The organism is Algibacter pectinivorans (assembly GCF_900112595.1).
Taxonomy (GTDB): domain Bacteria; phylum Bacteroidota; class Bacteroidia; order Flavobacteriales; family Flavobacteriaceae; genus Algibacter_B; species Algibacter_B pectinivorans.
This window is the reverse complement of the sequence record NZ_FOMI01000011.1, coordinates 78,505-95,040: the sequence shown is the minus strand read 5'-3', so window position 1 is coordinate 95,040 and position 16,536 is coordinate 78,505. Positions and strand designations below refer to the sequence as shown.

Here is a 16,536-nt window from a genome sequence, read left to right as displayed (position 1 = left end):
TTATATAGAAATAGGAATCTGAATTTTACTCTACTGCGATGTTAAATACAGCTTGAATATCTGTTTCTCCTCCTGCATTTGTAATATCGCCATCACTAACGCCTGAAGCACTTTTATTAGGTTCGTGTCTTAAGGTAATAGTTAAGGTTCCTGTTCCTGGTGTTGCACTAGTTGTTAAAGTAAACGCTAAACCAACAGGGTTGCTATCTTCATCAAAATCTTCATAATCAAAGGTAGCAAGGCTATTAGTTGTTTCGAAGAAAAACTGGTGTTCTTCATCTTCTTCTTCAATTTCTTCAGTTATCGATTCGGCAGGAGATTCTGTCTCATTTAACAAAGCAAGTGTTCCGTTATAAGTAGTATTAACTGCAAAAGTTCCAGATACAGTTACCACAGGGGCGTTTGGTCCGTCGCCATCTAAATCTCTTGTTTGTAATGTAATAGTAGAACCATCTGTAGTTGGAACTAAAGTAGCTGTTAGGGTTGTTATTACCTCTTCTTCGTTTACTGGTTCTGGGTTGTCATCGTCGTTAGAACATGCAGTAAATACTAATACTGAGATAAATAATACTGATAAATTTTTTAAAGTTTTCATTCTTGTGTTTTTTAATTATTAATAATTTATTTTTAATTGTAACATAAAATTTCTTCCTAAATCATCGGCAAAATATCTTAATCTGTTAAGGTATTCTCTATAAGAAGTGTTAAAAATATTTGTAATATTAAGACCTATATTTAAATCTGTTTTCTCAGAAAGTTTTACTGTAATATCACTTTCAAAATGCATTAAATGATAGGTAGGAGGTGGTGTGCTTATATCTAATAATACAAATTCTTCGGTGGGTGGAATAAACACCTCAAAATTATTATCAGGATAATCGTTTTGCTTTAAAACCAACTCGCTTTGTAATTGGGCATTAAAATTCAGCCATTTTTTATTTGAGTAGCCTAGGGTATTAACCGTTTTAAAAGAAGGCATATCAATTAAGGCTTCTTTTTCGGTAACATCTCTACCTTTTATAAAAGCAGTTTTGTTATTTAAAAACCAGTCATCATTAAATTTATAATTAGCACTTACATCTAAGCCATATAACAAGGCATTAGTTTGTTCGTACTCCCAAACAGGAAAAGCACCTCTTATGGTTAACTCTGTGCCTGTAGGTTTTATAAAAATATAATCGTTAATTTGATTTAAATAGCTTTCTATATTTAAGGACAGTGTCTCATTTTTAAATAAATACGACGCACCAATACGGTTAGATGTTTCTTGTTTTACACGCAAGTCGCCTAATTCAATTCGTGCAGCAGAGTGGTGTAAACCATCGCTAAACAACTCGGAAGGGTTTGGCGCTCTGTTTGCTAATCCGTAATTAAAAATCACAGAGTTATTAGCATTAAATTGATGCGTAATTCCGGCGGAAGCCGAAACATTATGATACGTAAGCACAGGGTTTGCTAAGAGTTGTGTACCTAAATCGTCAATAACAATATCGGCAAAATCCTCATCGTAACCACGTTCTTCCCAACGGCTTGTTATGTAAAACTTTTTGGCGTCTATTTTACTAAAGTCGTAACGTAAGCCAAAATCTAAATTGGTATTATCGCCTAGTTTAAAATCTGTAATAGCATAAACTCCAAAATCATATTTGTCATAATCTGGGATTAATCGTCTCACACCAGTTTCTGGGTTTGCAAAGTTGTTTTGAAAACCAACGTTTATACCAAACTTATAAATAGCATTAGTGTTAGAATCTATTTTTAAATCAGATTTTAAGGTGTGCGTTTTTAACGTTAAATCTAAAGCAGCTTTATCTCTATCGTCGCCAACACGAATATCATACTCAAACCTTTGGTTGTTTTGGAAATCGTATTGCACCTCTAAGCGTCCAAATGTTTTGAAACGTTTAAAAAAATCAGCTTTAACAACCTGATGCGTTATCTCTTGTCTGGGTGCGCTAATAGCATAACTAAAATCGTCTTGAACTAGTGGTTGTTGGTTGTTTATAGCATTTACCAAATCTTCTACACTACCAATATGCGAGGCTCTTAAAATGCCTATTTCATTATTTAAGTAACTGTAAAAAATATTGAATCCTTTTTCGAAAGTTTTAAACCCTGTATTTAAGGATAACCCTTTTGAGTTCATACCTGTATTGGTTAAGTAATAATCTGGAGCTTTAAAATCGCCAAAGCGTTTGTACGATGCTTGCCCTGTTGCATACCATCCTTTTTTCCATGATTTAGTTAACGAGGAGGATACATTATAACCGCGACCATTACTTTGGGCGCCCAAAATTGTTTTTCCGAAAAGAGAATCTTTTAAACTAATGTTTTTAGGTTTTAGCACAATAACACCGCCAATAGCATCGCCACCATAGGCTAAAGCATTGGCGCCTTTAATAACGTTTATTTGTCCTGCCGAATTTAAATCGATGTTTGGTGCATGTTCAATACCCCATTCTTGATCTTGTAGGCGTACATTATTAGTCATAACAACAATGCGACTACTATGCAAACCATTAATAACGGGCTTTACAATGGTATTACCAGTATTAATAGACGATACACCACTTACTTGTTTTAAGGCATCACCAAGACTAAAAGCACTAAAGCGTTCAAGCGTTTTTGCTTTTAACTGTGTTTCTTGAGACGTTTTTGTTAACCTAGAGCTTCCACTGGCATCAATTTTAATTTCATTGAGTTCCTCAATATGGTGTTCCATATTAATTTCATATTGTGTATCGCCATTAATTTGAACCTCTATTCTTTTAGTTTCGCATCCAAGATGGGATATTTCGAGCGTTAAAATTCCGTTACAAAGATTGTCAATACTATAGTTCCCCTCAATATCAGATGTTGTATATCTGTCTAGGGTTTCAATATATATGGCAGCACCAGTTATTGCAGAACCATCATGGAAATCGTGCACGTTACCAGAAAGCTTGTAATTACAATTTTGACCATAAGCAATGCCGAATAAACAACAGGCTATAATCAGTATATAGTGTTTCATTACTAAATTTTAGTTTAAAATAAATGCTATCGCCATGTCTTATTTTATAAGTTTTTAAAATGAGACATGATATGATTTTTAAACTAAAGCTGGTGGACCTCTAAGGGAGAAAGATAAAGGCCGATAATTATTAAGAAATTTATATGTTACGTTGAAATTGCAAGTAGGAGTTAGCGTTTTAAAAAACTCAATAAATTCTACCGTTAATTTAAAGTGGTGGGTGATACTAAATTTTTGAAACTCACAATCTAAATCTACCTCATGAATGTGTGTGCTATTTTCACCTAAACAAACTTTGTGGTTATGGTGTTCAAAAACGTGAGCAAATTTTACAGCAGCCGGAATCAATAGCGTTAGTACCAACACAACGGTTAGTAATTTAAAAACGATATGTTCCTTAAAAAGTTTCATTAATCTACAAAACGTTTTAAGCCCAATCTGCGTAGCATTTTCTTTTCGAAATTCCAGAAAAATTTATACTGGCCAAACACCCAACCAAAAAATACAAGTAAAAATTGATAGACTATAAAAAGTAAAACAATACGAATAACCCAATAGCCAATGCTACCATAACTTTCGGTAGTTATATTAAGAAGGCTTAAAACGGGCTTGCCAATATAGGACGCTGTTGATCCGGTAATAGCAAATACACAAAAAATGACAACAACTTGCCAATTATGCTCAATACCCCAACGTTCTTTTAATTTTTCCAAGTTTGCAATTTTACGCAAAAATATTAAAACGGATTTAAATACGAGGAACAAATACGCCTAATCTTTGGTTATAGGTTAATTGAAAGTAAATAAAATAGTTATATAGCATGTAATTAACCTCGTAGCCGTAATCTATATTAGACTGATAATCGATTTGTAATTCGTATAGGCTAGTATCGAACCTTTGCGGCTGTGTTACGCGCTGGTTCCATTCTAATACATATTGGTAGTTGCGGGTTTCTAAATAGGTTTGTGAGTAGTACCCACGCTGTCTCGCTCTGCTAGCTAACCAAAAGTTAAATCCGGGTTCTATTATTATGATTTCGTATTCTATATCGTCGTTAGCAATTTTTACGGTATCGTTGGTTTTAAGGTTTTCCAAACGCTCGTCGGTATTTGAAGATGCAGTTTTAGAGCTGTTACAAGCGCAAACGAAAACGGTTGCTAGTAATACAAAGATTATATTTTTCATAATGGACACTTAGTTTTAATGATTAAAGTAAAAGTAGTACCGATTACTTTTTAATAAAAACCAGAATGAGTTAACACGAGGTTTCACATAGTATTATTGGTATTTAATATTATAAACTTACAAAAATGGATAAGGAGTAATGCAGGTTTTTTTACTATTTAACAAAAAAAGAGCCAAACATAAGGTTTGGCTCTTTTACTATTTTATATGTATTAGGAAACTTATTTTCCAAAAAGACCTCCTAAAAGACCTCCAATACCACCTTTTTTGCTGGCATTTCCAAGAACCATTCCTGCAACATCATCAACAACACTACCATCGCCATCTGCATCAAGAATTTTTTCTAAGAAACTTTGTTCTTGAGTCGCTGCGCTTCCGCCTAACATACCACCTAATAAATCGCCAATACCGTTTGAAGCACTTACGTTTTGTTGTTTGGCTTGGTTACCTAAAACACCCATTAAAATTGGTGCAGCAACTTTTAATATGTTAGCAACAGAACCTGCATCTAATCCGGATTTTTCACCTATTATTTTTTCTACACCTTGTTGTTTTGCTCCTAAAACGTGTCCTAATATTTTTTCGCCGTCTTGTTTAACGTTATCGTCAACTCCACCACCAAATAATCCACCTAGATTATTTAAAATACTACCATCGTGTTTTCCTTGAAGTGCCCCCATAAGTCCTGCTGCACCTTCTGGTGTAGAAGCATTACGTTCCATAGCTTTCATTAATACAGGCAACGCCATTGTTAATACACTACTTGTTTTACTTGAGTCGTTTCCTGTAGAACCCGCTACTCCGCTAATAATAGTTTTTCCTAGGTCGCTGTTTAATAAATCTAAAATTCCTGCCATGATGTTTTGTTATATTATGTTAATTGTTAATTCTGAATAAAAATTGGAAGCTTAATGTACAAAAAAAGTCCCAACTTATACAGTTAGGACTCTAATATTATGTTTTGGTCACAATTTGTTTATTACTAACCTAAGATGCTAATAATTTGTGAAGCTAATTCTGTACCAATTCTATCTTGAGCTTCGTTAGTTGCAGCACCAGTGTGTGGTGTTAACGATAACGCAGGATTCATTAATAATTGCATTTCTGGCTTTGGTTCTTTTTCAAAAACATCTAAAGCAGCTCTGGCAACTTTTCCGCTTTCAATAGCTTTTACTAATGCTACTTCATTAAGAACACCACCACGAGCAGCGTTAGCAATAATAACACCATCTTTCATCATGTTAAATTCTGCTTCGTCAATAACGTATTCTTTTTGAGCAGGCACGTGAAGTGTAATAAAGTCAGATTGTTTTAAAACTTCTTCTTTTGAAATGGTTTTAATTTCGAAACTTACTTTTTGTCCATCAAAGAACTCTAATTCTAAATCTGTTTTTTCTAAAAACGGATCGAAAGCTATAACTTTCATTCCAGCACCTAAAGCTACTTTTGCAGTAGCTTGACCAATACGACCAAAACCTAAAACACCTAAAGTTTTTCCTTTAAGTTCGGTTCCTTTAGCATAAGCTTTTTTAAGCCCTTTAAAGTTGTTATCTCCTTCTAGTGGCATATCTCTGTTAGAGTTATGTAAAAAACGTGATAAACCGTAAAGGTGTCCAAAAACTAATTCGGCAACAGAGTGAGAAGATGCTGCAGGCGTATTAATAACACTTAAACCTTTTTCGCGAGCATATTCAACATCAATATTATCCATACCAACACCACCACGACCAATAATTTTTAATCCTGGACATGCATCAATTAAATCTTTACGTACTGTTGTTGCACTACGTACTAATAATACAGCAATGTCTTTTTCGTTAATGTAGTTAATTAATTGTTCTTGCGCTACGGTTGTTGTAATCACTTCGTATCCACCTTTGGTTAAGGCATCGATACCGCTTTGTGAAATCCCGTCGTTTGCTAATACTTTCATTTATCTAAGTTAAAAGTTAAAAGTTAAAAATTAAAAGTTCTGTGAACAATTAATAAATCAACTTATAATTAAATTTTATGTTTTGGTTTGAGTAAGCACTTAAAACTGCTATTGCTTACTGCAAACTATCTTTAAGCCTTACTTTCTAATTCGCTCATTACTTCTACCAATGCTTTTACACTATCAATAGGCATAGCATTATACATAGAGGCTCTGTAACCACCAACACTTCTGTGTCCGTTTACACCACTAATACCAGCTTCTTTAAGCATTGTTTCGAAAGTGTCTTTTAAGTTTTCGTTTTCAAGCGTGAATGTTGCATTCATGTTAGAACGATCTTCTTTACTAGCAAAACCTTTAAATAATGGGTTTAAATCTATTTCAGAGTACATTAAACGTGCTTTCTTTTCGTTTTCCTTTTCGATAGCTTGAATACCACCTAAACCTTTTAACCACTCTAAAGTTAACATGGTTGTGTATATTGGAAATACAGGAGGTGTGTTAAACATACTTCCTTTATCAATATGTACTTTATAATCCATCATTGATGGTATTTTACGAGATACTTTTCCTAAAATATCTTCTCTAACAACAACTAAAGTAGTTCCAGAAGGGCCCATGTTTTTTTGCGCTCCAGCGTATATTAAACCAAATTGAGTAAAATCTAAAGTACGAGAAAAAATATCGCTACTCATGTCGCAAACTAAAGGAATATTAGCTTTTGGAAACGATTTCATTTGTGTACCATAGATGGTGTTGTTTGATGTACAATGGAAATAATCATAATCATCAGGTATTTCGTAACCTTTAGGTATATAATTGTAATTAGCCTCTTTAGAAGATCCTACTTCATAAACATCGTCGTAAATTTTTGCTTCTTTAATTGCTTTTGCTGCCCAAGCTCCAGAATTTAAATAACCCGCTCTTTTTTCTAAAAGATTCAAAGCGACCATTAAAAATTGTGTGCTTGCTCCACCTTGTAAAAACAAAGCTTTGTATCCTTTACCTTCTAAACCTAAAAGTTCTAAAACTAACGATCTAGCATTCTCCATAATATCAACAAAAGCTTTACTTCTGTGTGATATTTCTATTAAAGACAACCCGCTATTGTCTAAATCGACAACGGCTTGAGAAGCTTTAAGTAATACTTCTGGTGGTAAAATACTTGGTCCGGCACTAAAGTTATGTTTTTTCATTTTTTTTCTACCCCTAAACTTTCTTGTAATGGAAAGTGAATTTTCGGGCTAAATTTAATTAATACTCCGTTTTTACTATGAATCCTTATTTTTTAAAAAGGATGAAAATCATGTAATTTTTAAAGAAACAAAGGTGCTAATTAATTGGGTAAATTTTGTTAAATATTCAATAATTTTTTCGTCAAATTGCTAACAAAAATTCAACAGAATCAACGTCATCCGCATAATCCCAAAGTTGAGGTTTTTGAGTAGCTCCAAATGCGATTTCATTTTTATCAAATCCTTTTGAAACTATACATTGAATTTGATCTTTTTTAGAATCTAAATATGTTTTTAATTTTGAAGCGTCTTCGTAATATTCATAAAATAGTGTTGCAATAGGCGAAGCAAAACTTTCATCTTCTTTAATCATGAAGAATCCGTTTTCTAGCATATCAAACTCGCTCATTAAATAAACAGCCTTGTTATAGTCGTAATTGTTTGCATATTTTGCTTTCTCAATAATAGAATGCCAATGGTAAATAGACTCGAAAAAGCCTTTAAAATCGTAGTTTTTAGGTACAAATAGTTTAGAAACATTTCTGCAACCCAAACCGTAATATCTAAATATATCTTCCGAGAGGTTTTTTAGATCTTCTGGGGTTTCATTTCCTGTTAAAACCGCTATAGAGTTTCTGTTTTTTCTAATTATTGAAGGCTTATCTTTAAAATAAAACTCGAAATAGCGGGCCGTATTATTGCTTCCTGTAGCTATTACAGCATCGAAGTTTTCAATTTTAGCCTCTGTAAACGTTATGCTGCCTTTAAACTCAGGTTCTGCATACTCCAAATACTTCGCTAAATAAGGTAATAAGTGTTTATCGTTTGAAGACTGCTTAACTAAAACCTGATGCCCTGTTATTAAAACCGATAAAAAATCATGAAAGCCCACCAAAGGAATATTTCCCGCCATGATAATAGCCACTTGTTTTGGGGTCCTATTTTCAATTTTGTACGCCGATAGCCAAGTGGTTAGGTTCTCTGTGGTTAATGCATCAGACCACGATTTAATAGCGAAACTCATGTTTTCTTCGGTAAACCAGCCATTGTTTTCTTTGGCTAATTTTAGTTGATGCTTAAAACCATCAAAGAATAATTCGTTATGTTCAATATTTTCGGCTTTATGGAATACTTCATTAGAAAATTGTCTTAAAAAATCTCCTAACTTTACAAAAGCATTAATTCTTTCCTGTAATTGCATCCTTTATTTGGTTATGAATAGTTTTGGCTTTATTTTTGCAACTGCAAATTTAAGGAAACTCAAATAGAGTTCTTTAATTTTAAAAGATAAAAAATTACTATGGCAATTATAATAACAGACGAGTGTATAAATTGTGGAGCGTGTGAACCTGAATGTCCTAATACGGCAATTTATGAAGGTGCTGACGACTGGCGCTATAAAGACGGTACTAGTTTAGATGGTACAGTAGTTTTAACTAATGGAAAAGAGGTTGATGCTGATGAACCGCAAGAACCTATTAGCGATGAGCTTTACTACATTGTACCAGATAAGTGTACAGAATGTAAAGGATTTCATGATGAACCTCAGTGTGCTGCTGTTTGTCCGGTAGACTGTTGTGTACCTGATGAAGATGTTGTGGAAACTGAAGAAGAATTATTAGCGAAACAAAAATTTATGCATCCAGAAGGATAGAGTAATAAATTTCTAGATATATAAGAATCCTGAGCTTGATGTTTAGGATTTTTTTATGCTATTTTTTTTTGAGTTCAATTAAACCTTTACACAGTAGCTTAGTCCAACCCCATTAAAAAAAACAGATATGACAAGAAAATGGATGCGTATAATACATCGTTATTTAGGATTTTTTCTAATAGGAGTAATGATTGTATACTCATTAAGCGGCATTGTTTTAATTTTTAGAAATACCGACTTTTTAAAAAGTGAAACCGCAGTAGAAAAAACAATTAAACCAAATTTAAGTGGAGAAGCGCTTGGTCGTGCTTTAAAAATTAGACGTTTTAAAGCAGAAAAAACAGAAGGAGATCTAGTGTTGTTTAAAAACGGGCAATACAATAAAACGACTGGTTTAGCTAAATACACTACCAAGGAGTTGCCCTATGTATTGGATAGAATGACGCATTTACATAAAGCTACATCTGCCCAACCTTTATTTTATTTAAACGTGTTTTCTGGGGTGTCGTTATTTTTCTTTTCAATTTCTTCGTTTTGGATGTTTATGCCTAAAACCAAAATCTTTAAAAAAGGATTATATTTTACAGCATTTGGTTTGGTGTTAACCCTTATTATGTTGTTTATATAAAGGTGTGTTTTTTAAAGGAACTAAAAGTCCTTTAACTTTCCTATTTTTGTTTAGATGAATACAAAGCAAGTATGTTTATTTTTAAATGGAGAGCCGCCTAAGTGTATTCCAGATTTAAAAAGCTATAACACGGTTTGCGCCACAGATGGTGCGTACACCTTTTTAAAGGCTAATAATGTTGTACCTCATTTTATTAGCGGCGATTTCGATTCTATTAAAACCATACCAGATAGTATAGAGGTAATACATACTCCAAATCAAGATTTTACAGATTTTGATAAAATTTTACAAATTCTATTTGATCGAGGTTTTAGCGATATTCATGTTTATGGCGCTAGTGGGCAAGAGCAGGATCACTTTTTAGGTAATTTGCATACCGCGCTACAATGGAAAACAAAGTTGAATATTACTTTTTTTGATAATTATGGCTTTTATTTTCTTGCAGACACCAAGGTTACATTAACGGGTTGTTTAGGTAAACATGTGTCTTTATTTCCTTTTCCAGAGACCAATGGTATTATTACAAAAGGTTTGGAATATGGGCTTAATAATGAATCTTTATATTTTGGCGGACGTATTGGTACACGCAATAAGGCTATTGATGATACTATTGAAATTAGCTTTAAAACAGGTAATATGTTTCTGTTTATAAACGATTAGTTTTATTCGGCTTTAAAAGCTTTCATCTCTAAAGTAGGTTCTATAATTTGTTCGTTTTTCCAAAGGGTTTTTTCAAACTTATTTAGCTGTTGGTAGGGCACAACAGAATCTTGGGTGATGCTCTTAAATTCTTCCAAGTTTAACTTGCTATGCGATGTAAATAATAGTTCTTCCTTATTACTATTATTGCCTTCAATTTTAAAGCTAAAGTTTACTTTACTTTTTTGGTTACTGTTTTCAATAAATTTCACATCTCTTTTTACATAAAAATAGCTGCCGTAAGTTCGTTTTATATATTTGGGTAAGTATATATTGTTGCTGTCTTTTTCAAACAACAGGGTGCCTTCGCTAACATTTTCTATATATTTTACCCCTAAAACAAATTTTAAATTTACCTTTTGCCCATGTCTATTTTTATAATATTTATAATGCATTTGTGTAATGGCATAAGTGTTGTCGCTAATATACAATTGCCCCGTATATTTTGCTTTTCCTTTTTTTGGAGTAAATGAGATAATGTGTGTTAGTTCATTGGAGTTAAATACTGCGTCAATATAGTTGTATTCGTATAAGTTAAAATCTAAAAGGGTGTTTAAAAACGAATCTTCGAAAAATTGAGCATGCTTAACTAAAGAGCGTGTACTTTTATTAAGCGTAGCAATGTTATATTCTTGTTTGTGTTTTTCTTCTTGATCTCCATTTTTTAAAGACAAAGAATCTTCTATTTTAAATAGCCCAGATTTGAGTTTGTATGTTTTGGTAGTGTCTAGATATTTTAGAACAATATTTTGAGCTTTTTCCTGTATTTGCTCTAACGAAAAATCGTTTTTAGCGTCTAATAACGACGTTGCTTTTTGTACCACTAATTTGGTGCTGTCTTGGTTTAAGGTGTAAAAGGTGCCTTTAAAATCTCTAAAATTAACAATATCACTTTCTTTAATAGTTTTAGAGAGGATTTTAAAACTAGCGTTTGCCGATTCTAGGTTGCCTTTTTTAACATGCGATGCTTTTTCAATTTCGAAATCTAAATTTGTAAAATCTACATTATCGGTATCGCGTTTAAAAATATGGTGTTTATATAAGTTATTGCTGTAGTTGGTGTTTAATTGTTGCTTTACTTTATTAATAATGCTATCGGCATTAGGGTTTTTGTTACTAATATAAACCTCACCAAGTTGGTTTAAAGCTTCATGGAGTGCAATGGTATAGTTAAGTGCTTTTATGTCTTGCAGTGTAAGGTTTTTACTTTGGTAACCCATACAAGAAATGGTAAGATTTTGGCTTTTTGAGCTAATAGTAAAATAGCCTTCGTCGTTAGAAATCGTCCCAGAGTTATTGCCCGTTTTTATAGTAGCATAGGGTATTGGTGTCTTAGTGTTTTTATCTATTAGCTGTGCGGTAATATTTTGAGATATCGCATTTAAGCCTGCTAGTAAAATAATTAAAGTAATTTTTAATTGCATATATTACTGGTGTTATACAAAGTAAACGACTGAAATTAGAAATTGTAACAATACTATAAAGTTAATGACTTGTTATTTAACTTTTAATTAGCTGAAAAGTGCTGTAATTGTGAATGTTGCGTTAAATAATTTTGATGTTATTTTATCTTGTTGAATGAAATTTTAAATTATGAGTGGAGAGAAGAATTTAGAAAAGTTAGTAAGAAGCATGAGCCCAAAGCTGAATGAAGGCGAATATGTTTTTGTAACCGTGAAGCATTTTGGCGAAATTAAAAGAGAAGATACTATTTGTGAGTTTAAAGAAGCAGAGGGTATAACCCTTGTAATGGATAAAACAAAGGCCGATGGCTTAGGTCTTGCATATAGTTTTATAGCGAGTTGGATAACTTTAGAGGTGCATTCTGCTCTAGATGCGGTTGGTTTAACTGCGTTATTTGCCCAGGAGTTAACTAAACATAATATAAGTAGCAATATTATAGCTGGGTTTTACCACGATCATATTTTTGTTGATAAAAACGATGCGGAACAAGCCGTTAAAGCGTTAACCGCACTTTCTAAAAGTTATTAGTATTTTGCTTTTAAGATTCGCTTTTTTTTAGGGCATAAAAAAATCCTGATAATTGCCTATCAGGATTTTTAAATTATATAAGTTAATGTTATGCCTTACGCTCCAACAAAGCCATATAAAAACCATCGAATCCAGATTTATGAGACAGTAGTTTTTTGTCTTTTAATAATTCGAAGTTTGCTCCAGCTTCCGAAGCTAAAAAGGTTTTAACTTGATTTTGATTTTCTGAAGGTAATACAGAACAAGTAGCGTAAACTAGTTGCCCGCCTACTTTTACCATTCTAGAGTATTGTTGTAAAATATCTTGTTGAGTTTCTTTTATTTTATCTATAAACTCGGGTTGTAATTTCCATTTAGCATCTGGGTTACGGCGTAACACTCCTAAACCAGAACATGGCGCATCAATTAACACACGATCTGCTTTGTCGTATAACTTTTTAATTGGTTTTGTAGATTCTATAACGCGGTTTTCAATATTATGAGCACCGTTTCGCTTAGCACGACGTTTTAATTCGTTTAATTTATTGCCGTAAATATCCATGGCAATAATTTGTCCTTTGTTTTCCATTAAGGAGGCTAGGTGCAAGGTTTTTCCGCCGGCACCAGCACAGGTATCTACAACACGCATACCCGGTTGCACATTTAAAAATTCGGCTACTAACTGCGAGTTGGCATCTTGAACTTCAAAATGACCATTTTTAAAGTTTTCGGTAGCAAAAACATTTGCGCGTTCGCGTAATTTAAGTGCGCTTGGGTGACCGTCTATAAATTCGGTTTCAATATCTAGATCGAATAATTCGGTTTGTAATTTTTCTTTGGTTGTTTTAAGGGTGTTTACTCTTAAAATAACATCGGCTTGCTCGTTTAAGGCTGCTATTTCTTTACCCCAAACGGCATCGCCTAATTCTTTACGTGCAATCTCGTCCATCCAGTCTGGAATAGATTCTTTTAGGCGTCTCACTTTAGAAAGCTCGTCGTAACGTCCTTTAATTTTGCGTAGTGGTGTGCCTTCAAAATATTTCCAGTCTGGTAATTTTATTCCTTTTAAGGTTGCCCAAACGGCAAACATGCGCCATAGGTTATCACGATCAAAAGGCTCTTTTACTTCGGCAATTTCGGCATACAGGCGTTTCCAGCGTACCATGTCGTATGTGGTTTCGGCAACAAAGCCTCTATCGCGAGAGCCCCAACGTTTATCGCGTTTTAATAGTTGTTGTATAACTTTATCGGCGTATTTACCTTCGTTGAAGATTAATGTTAGGCCGTCTATAACTGCAAAGCAGAGGTTTCTATGTAATCGCATGGTATTTAAATAAGGCTGCAAAGGTACGTTTTTAAATGGTTAATTTTTAACTTGTTTACAGGTTTTAAAGTGCTTTGTTTTATACCATAGGTGTTTTTGTATTACATTTAGAAATTACGGCTATTTTTATATATGTTTTAAGGAGTTTATGGGAATGTTTTATGTTAAGCTTCTATGCATTTATGATTGAAGTGGAATGCTAAAAGATTGAATGAACGATGAATTATAATTCTTAACATCACTAAAGAAAGGCTTCTGATCTAACACTAAATAGGATGGTTATTAGCTATATATAGCTTTAAGTTTTTATATCACTCGACTTAATTAATAATCAGAAAGAACAAAAGTAAACACTAAGATTACTATATGTGTTGAAGTATTAGGCTCCGGAAACATAGATAATACGCTCTATGTTACTACTTAAACTTCGGTTGGTTTCCTACCTGTCGGGCGGAAGGTGTGAGATCTAGATCCCATTTTCAAGTTGTTTAAATATGAGTAGTATTGTTCTTTCCAAATTTCAAGTTGTTATGACTAAATATTTAAAAATTTACGGTATTTACATTAGTTAATCTGTGTTTACTATTTACAATCAAAGTAACGGAGATAATCAATTAATTAATGATGAAAAGGGGTTTAATAAACTACTAAAAAGGCTGTCAAAAGATGCTTAGGTAGTTATGTATACTAAAAGAGGTTGTTATTAAAGACTGTTACACTTTTTATATAAAAGTGTAGTGTTTTCTATTGTAAATCCATTATCAGTAAATTGTTTTATTCATATTTTTTAACATAGCTATTTGTTAATAATTTATAGGTGTTATACTATATAAGCGTAATGGGTTGTTATTTAAATAGCGAAATACTTTTGTTTTTTTTGAGTAAGTGTTATTGGGGGTGAAAATATAAGTTTTTTAGTGGTGCTTTTTAATAGCTAAATTTATTGTAGTGGTAATAAATTTATTCTTCAAATTTAGCGCTGTAATTTAGCGTTAAAGATGGATTTATATAAACAATTTATAAAGTGTAAAATTATTTATATTATGGATTGTGTTTATAAAGTTTACGATATAGAATTTTTTCTTAGCGTATAAAAAGAGGATTATTTATGATCCTCTTTTTTGCGTTTTTTATATTCTTCTAACATTTTCCTTTTAAAATCGGCTTCAGCTATTTTTAAAAGTATTATTTTTTTTGGCGATAATATTTTGGTAAGCTGTTTCGAGAATTCCATTTTGGCGTTGTGTTTATCTATTTCTGCCTTTTCAAGTCTCGCTAATAAGGTGTTCGCTTTTTTATCGTTTAGGGTATCTATGCTTTCTCGTATTTCTTTTCGAATTTCTTTAGATTCAATATATCTAATGGCATAATATTGCTTTTCGTAGGCATTATAAACTGGCCAAAATTGTTGTGCTTCCTGTTCGGTTAAATCTAATTTATCGGTAATAAAAGATACCTTTAAAGATTTTATTCGTTCTCTATTTTTATGTTGTGCAGATATGCTAAAGGACATAAAAAGCACTAGTATTAGTATTATTTTTTTCATTTTCGTTTTTCTTTTTTTTAATCTAAAATTAATGTCTCTATATCGACATTGTGTAATAGGTATTCTTCAATATTATCTTCATCAAAATTGTAATCAATAATATAGTCTTCATCTATTTGCTTATCGCTAAATAGTGCAGCAATTTCGTAGGTGCTTATGCTTTCGTCTTCTAAATAATTTTCAACGGTTTCAATATCTAAATTATCAAAAGTAGGTTTGCTGTCAAAAATAGATAGGTTGAATAATAACAAAATAGCGGCAGCAATACTGGATACGTAAATTAAATTTGTTCTGCTAAACAAAGAAATAACTTTTGTTTTCTCTTCGCTTATAGTTTTGTTTAATATACGCTCGTTTAAAGATTCAAAATAGTTGTCGGGTACTTTAAATCCAGGGGCATCGACACTGTCTAGAAGAGATTCGGTATTTAATTTACTGAAAATTTTTTCTTCAACAGAATCAAAATAATCATCAGGTGTTTTAAAACCTGTAGATTTAATATTATGTAATTCTTTATTATTCATTTTCTTTTAATTACTACTTATAAGACTAAATTAAAACGGAAAGGTTTAATTTTGAGTTAAGTAGGCTTCAATTTTTTTTACTGCTATATGGTATGATGCCTTTAAAGCGCCTTCGCTTGTTTCTAATATTTCAGACATATCTTTATATTTTAAATCTTCAAAATATTTCATATTAAAAACCAATTGTTGCTTTTCTGGTAAAGTTGCAATGGCTTTTTGAAGTTTTAGTTGAATGTCGTCTCCTTCAAAATAAATATCGGAAGTTAAATTGTTAATTGCAAGTTGCTGCACTTCTTCATTACTAATTTTTAAACGGTTTGCTTTCTTGTTTAAAAATGTAATGGACTCGTTGGTTGCAATACGGTACATCCATGAGAACAATTTACTATCACCTTTAAAATTATCGATGTTTTTAAAGATTTTTATAAAGGTGTTTTGAAGCACATCGTCTGCATCGTCATGCGATTTTACAATACCGCGTATGTGCCAATATAAGCGATCTTTGTATAGTTCCAATAGAACTTTAAAGGCTTTATTTTTTTGGGTTTTAGATTTTAATTGTTCTAATAGTTGTGCTTCTTCAATCACAAATATGGTTTATATATTGGACTATGAAATATACAAAAAGTTTAATCTGAATATTAATAATTTTTGCGAATATGTAAAAGGTTGGTTTTTAGGCTTTTGGTTAGTTTTTTATCGACGAACTGTTGTTAATAACCGATAAAATGCATTTTTTTCTTGTCAATTCGATTTGTCTGTTCTATATTTGTATCAGAAACCTACTTATGTTGTTAGTCGTCCCCAAGTCTAACAAAAACTAA

At 32.4% G+C, this 16,536-nt stretch carries 18 protein-coding genes; 4 read left to right on the top strand and 14 right to left on the bottom strand.

Going from position 1 to position 16,536, the window contains the following annotated elements; translation table 11 throughout:
- Positions 1–25 precede the first annotated feature (25 nt).
- The 9 genes from BMY96_RS14575 to BMY96_RS14535 all read right to left on the bottom strand — a co-directional run bounded on the left by BMY96_RS14575 (position 26) and on the right by BMY96_RS14535 (position 8,567).
- The gene (locus BMY96_RS14575; RefSeq protein WP_092853491.1) at positions 26–595 is read right to left on the bottom strand and encodes a type 1 periplasmic binding fold superfamily protein; all 570 of its coding nucleotides are present in this window, start codon (positions 593–595) and stop codon (positions 26–28) included.
- A gap of 18 nt (positions 596–613) precedes the next feature.
- A complete protein-coding gene (locus BMY96_RS14570) occupies positions 614–3,013 on the bottom strand; it encodes a TonB-dependent receptor (RefSeq protein ID WP_092853489.1) in 2,400 nt (799 codons plus the stop codon).
- A gap of 78 nt (positions 3,014–3,091) precedes the next feature.
- Positions 3,092–3,424, bottom strand: coding sequence for a hypothetical protein (locus tag BMY96_RS14565; RefSeq protein WP_092853487.1), 333 nt, complete (start codon positions 3,422–3,424; stop codon positions 3,092–3,094).
- Positions 3,424–3,726 (bottom strand): DUF6787 family protein, encoded by a 303-nt coding sequence (locus BMY96_RS14560; RefSeq protein WP_092853545.1) that lies wholly within the window; start codon positions 3,724–3,726, stop codon positions 3,424–3,426. The genes BMY96_RS14565 and BMY96_RS14560 overlap by 1 nt, the downstream gene beginning before the upstream one ends.
- A 34-nt stretch (positions 3,727–3,760) precedes the next feature.
- A complete protein-coding gene (locus BMY96_RS14555; RefSeq protein ID WP_092853485.1) occupies positions 3,761–4,198 on the bottom strand; it encodes a DUF6146 family protein in 438 nt (145 codons plus the stop codon).
- A 221-nt stretch (positions 4,199–4,419) separates the two neighbouring features.
- The gene (locus BMY96_RS14550) at positions 4,420–5,055 is read right to left on the bottom strand and encodes a DUF937 domain-containing protein (RefSeq protein ID WP_092853483.1); all 636 of its coding nucleotides are present in this window, start codon (positions 5,053–5,055) and stop codon (positions 4,420–4,422) included.
- A gap of 125 nt (positions 5,056–5,180) precedes the next feature.
- Positions 5,181–6,131, bottom strand: coding sequence for a D-2-hydroxyacid dehydrogenase (locus tag BMY96_RS14545; protein ID WP_092853481.1), 951 nt, complete (start codon positions 6,129–6,131; stop codon positions 5,181–5,183).
- A gap of 131 nt (positions 6,132–6,262) precedes the next feature.
- Positions 6,263–7,327 carry a 3-phosphoserine/phosphohydroxythreonine transaminase gene (gene serC, locus BMY96_RS14540; RefSeq protein ID WP_092853479.1) on the bottom strand — a complete coding sequence of 355 codons (1,065 nt, stop codon included), beginning with the start codon at positions 7,325–7,327 and terminating at the stop codon, positions 6,263–6,265.
- 181 nt (positions 7,328–7,508) lie between these two features.
- Positions 7,509–8,567 (bottom strand): acyl-CoA reductase, encoded by a 1,059-nt coding sequence (locus BMY96_RS14535; RefSeq protein WP_092853477.1) that lies wholly within the window; start codon positions 8,565–8,567, stop codon positions 7,509–7,511.
- Between the two features lie 99 nt (positions 8,568–8,666).
- Between BMY96_RS14535 and BMY96_RS14530 the strand changes: the two genes are divergently transcribed.
- The 3 genes from BMY96_RS14530 to BMY96_RS14520 all read left to right on the top strand — a co-directional run bounded on the left by BMY96_RS14530 (position 8,667) and on the right by BMY96_RS14520 (position 10,308).
- Positions 8,667–9,020 carry a 4Fe-4S dicluster domain-containing protein gene (locus BMY96_RS14530; protein WP_092853475.1) on the top strand — a complete coding sequence of 118 codons (354 nt, stop codon included), beginning with the start codon at positions 8,667–8,669 and terminating at the stop codon, positions 9,018–9,020.
- A 127-nt stretch (positions 9,021–9,147) separates the two neighbouring features.
- Entirely contained in the window at positions 9,148–9,648 is a 501-nt protein-coding gene (locus BMY96_RS14525) for a hypothetical protein (protein WP_092853473.1), read from the top strand.
- A gap of 54 nt (positions 9,649–9,702) precedes the next feature.
- Positions 9,703–10,308: a thiamine diphosphokinase gene (locus tag BMY96_RS14520; protein ID WP_092853471.1), complete on the top strand. Its 606-nt coding sequence runs from the start codon at positions 9,703–9,705 to the stop codon at positions 10,306–10,308.
- 2 nt (positions 10,309–10,310) lie between these two features.
- On the opposite strand, the gene BMY96_RS14515 is transcribed toward BMY96_RS14520, so the two are convergent.
- A complete protein-coding gene (locus BMY96_RS14515; protein ID WP_092853469.1) occupies positions 10,311–11,771 on the bottom strand; it encodes a carboxypeptidase-like regulatory domain-containing protein in 1,461 nt (486 codons plus the stop codon).
- Between the two features lie 169 nt (positions 11,772–11,940).
- Here BMY96_RS14515 and BMY96_RS14510 point away from each other — a divergent pair, with 169 nt between their 5' ends.
- Positions 11,941–12,339 carry an ACT domain-containing protein gene (locus tag BMY96_RS14510; protein ID WP_092853467.1) on the top strand — a complete coding sequence of 133 codons (399 nt, stop codon included), beginning with the start codon at positions 11,941–11,943 and terminating at the stop codon, positions 12,337–12,339.
- Positions 12,340–12,427: 88 nt separating this feature from the next.
- On the opposite strand, the gene BMY96_RS14505 is transcribed toward BMY96_RS14510, so the two are convergent.
- The 4 genes from BMY96_RS14505 to BMY96_RS14490 all read right to left on the bottom strand — a co-directional run bounded on the left by BMY96_RS14505 (position 12,428) and on the right by BMY96_RS14490 (position 16,300).
- Complete coding sequence (locus BMY96_RS14505; RefSeq protein WP_092853465.1) at positions 12,428–13,642, bottom strand: RsmB/NOP family class I SAM-dependent RNA methyltransferase; 1,215 nt, start codon at positions 13,640–13,642, stop codon at positions 12,428–12,430.
- Positions 13,643–14,744: 1,102 nt separating this feature from the next.
- Positions 14,745–15,188, bottom strand: a complete 444-nt coding sequence (locus tag BMY96_RS14500) for a hypothetical protein (RefSeq protein WP_092853463.1) — start codon at positions 15,186–15,188, stop codon at positions 14,745–14,747.
- A gap of 17 nt (positions 15,189–15,205) precedes the next feature.
- Positions 15,206–15,712, bottom strand: coding sequence for a hypothetical protein (locus tag BMY96_RS14495; RefSeq protein ID WP_092853461.1), 507 nt, complete (start codon positions 15,710–15,712; stop codon positions 15,206–15,208).
- A gap of 45 nt (positions 15,713–15,757) precedes the next feature.
- The gene (locus BMY96_RS14490; protein ID WP_092853459.1) at positions 15,758–16,300 is read right to left on the bottom strand and encodes an RNA polymerase sigma factor; all 543 of its coding nucleotides are present in this window, start codon (positions 16,298–16,300) and stop codon (positions 15,758–15,760) included.
- Positions 16,301–16,536 lie beyond the last annotated feature (236 nt).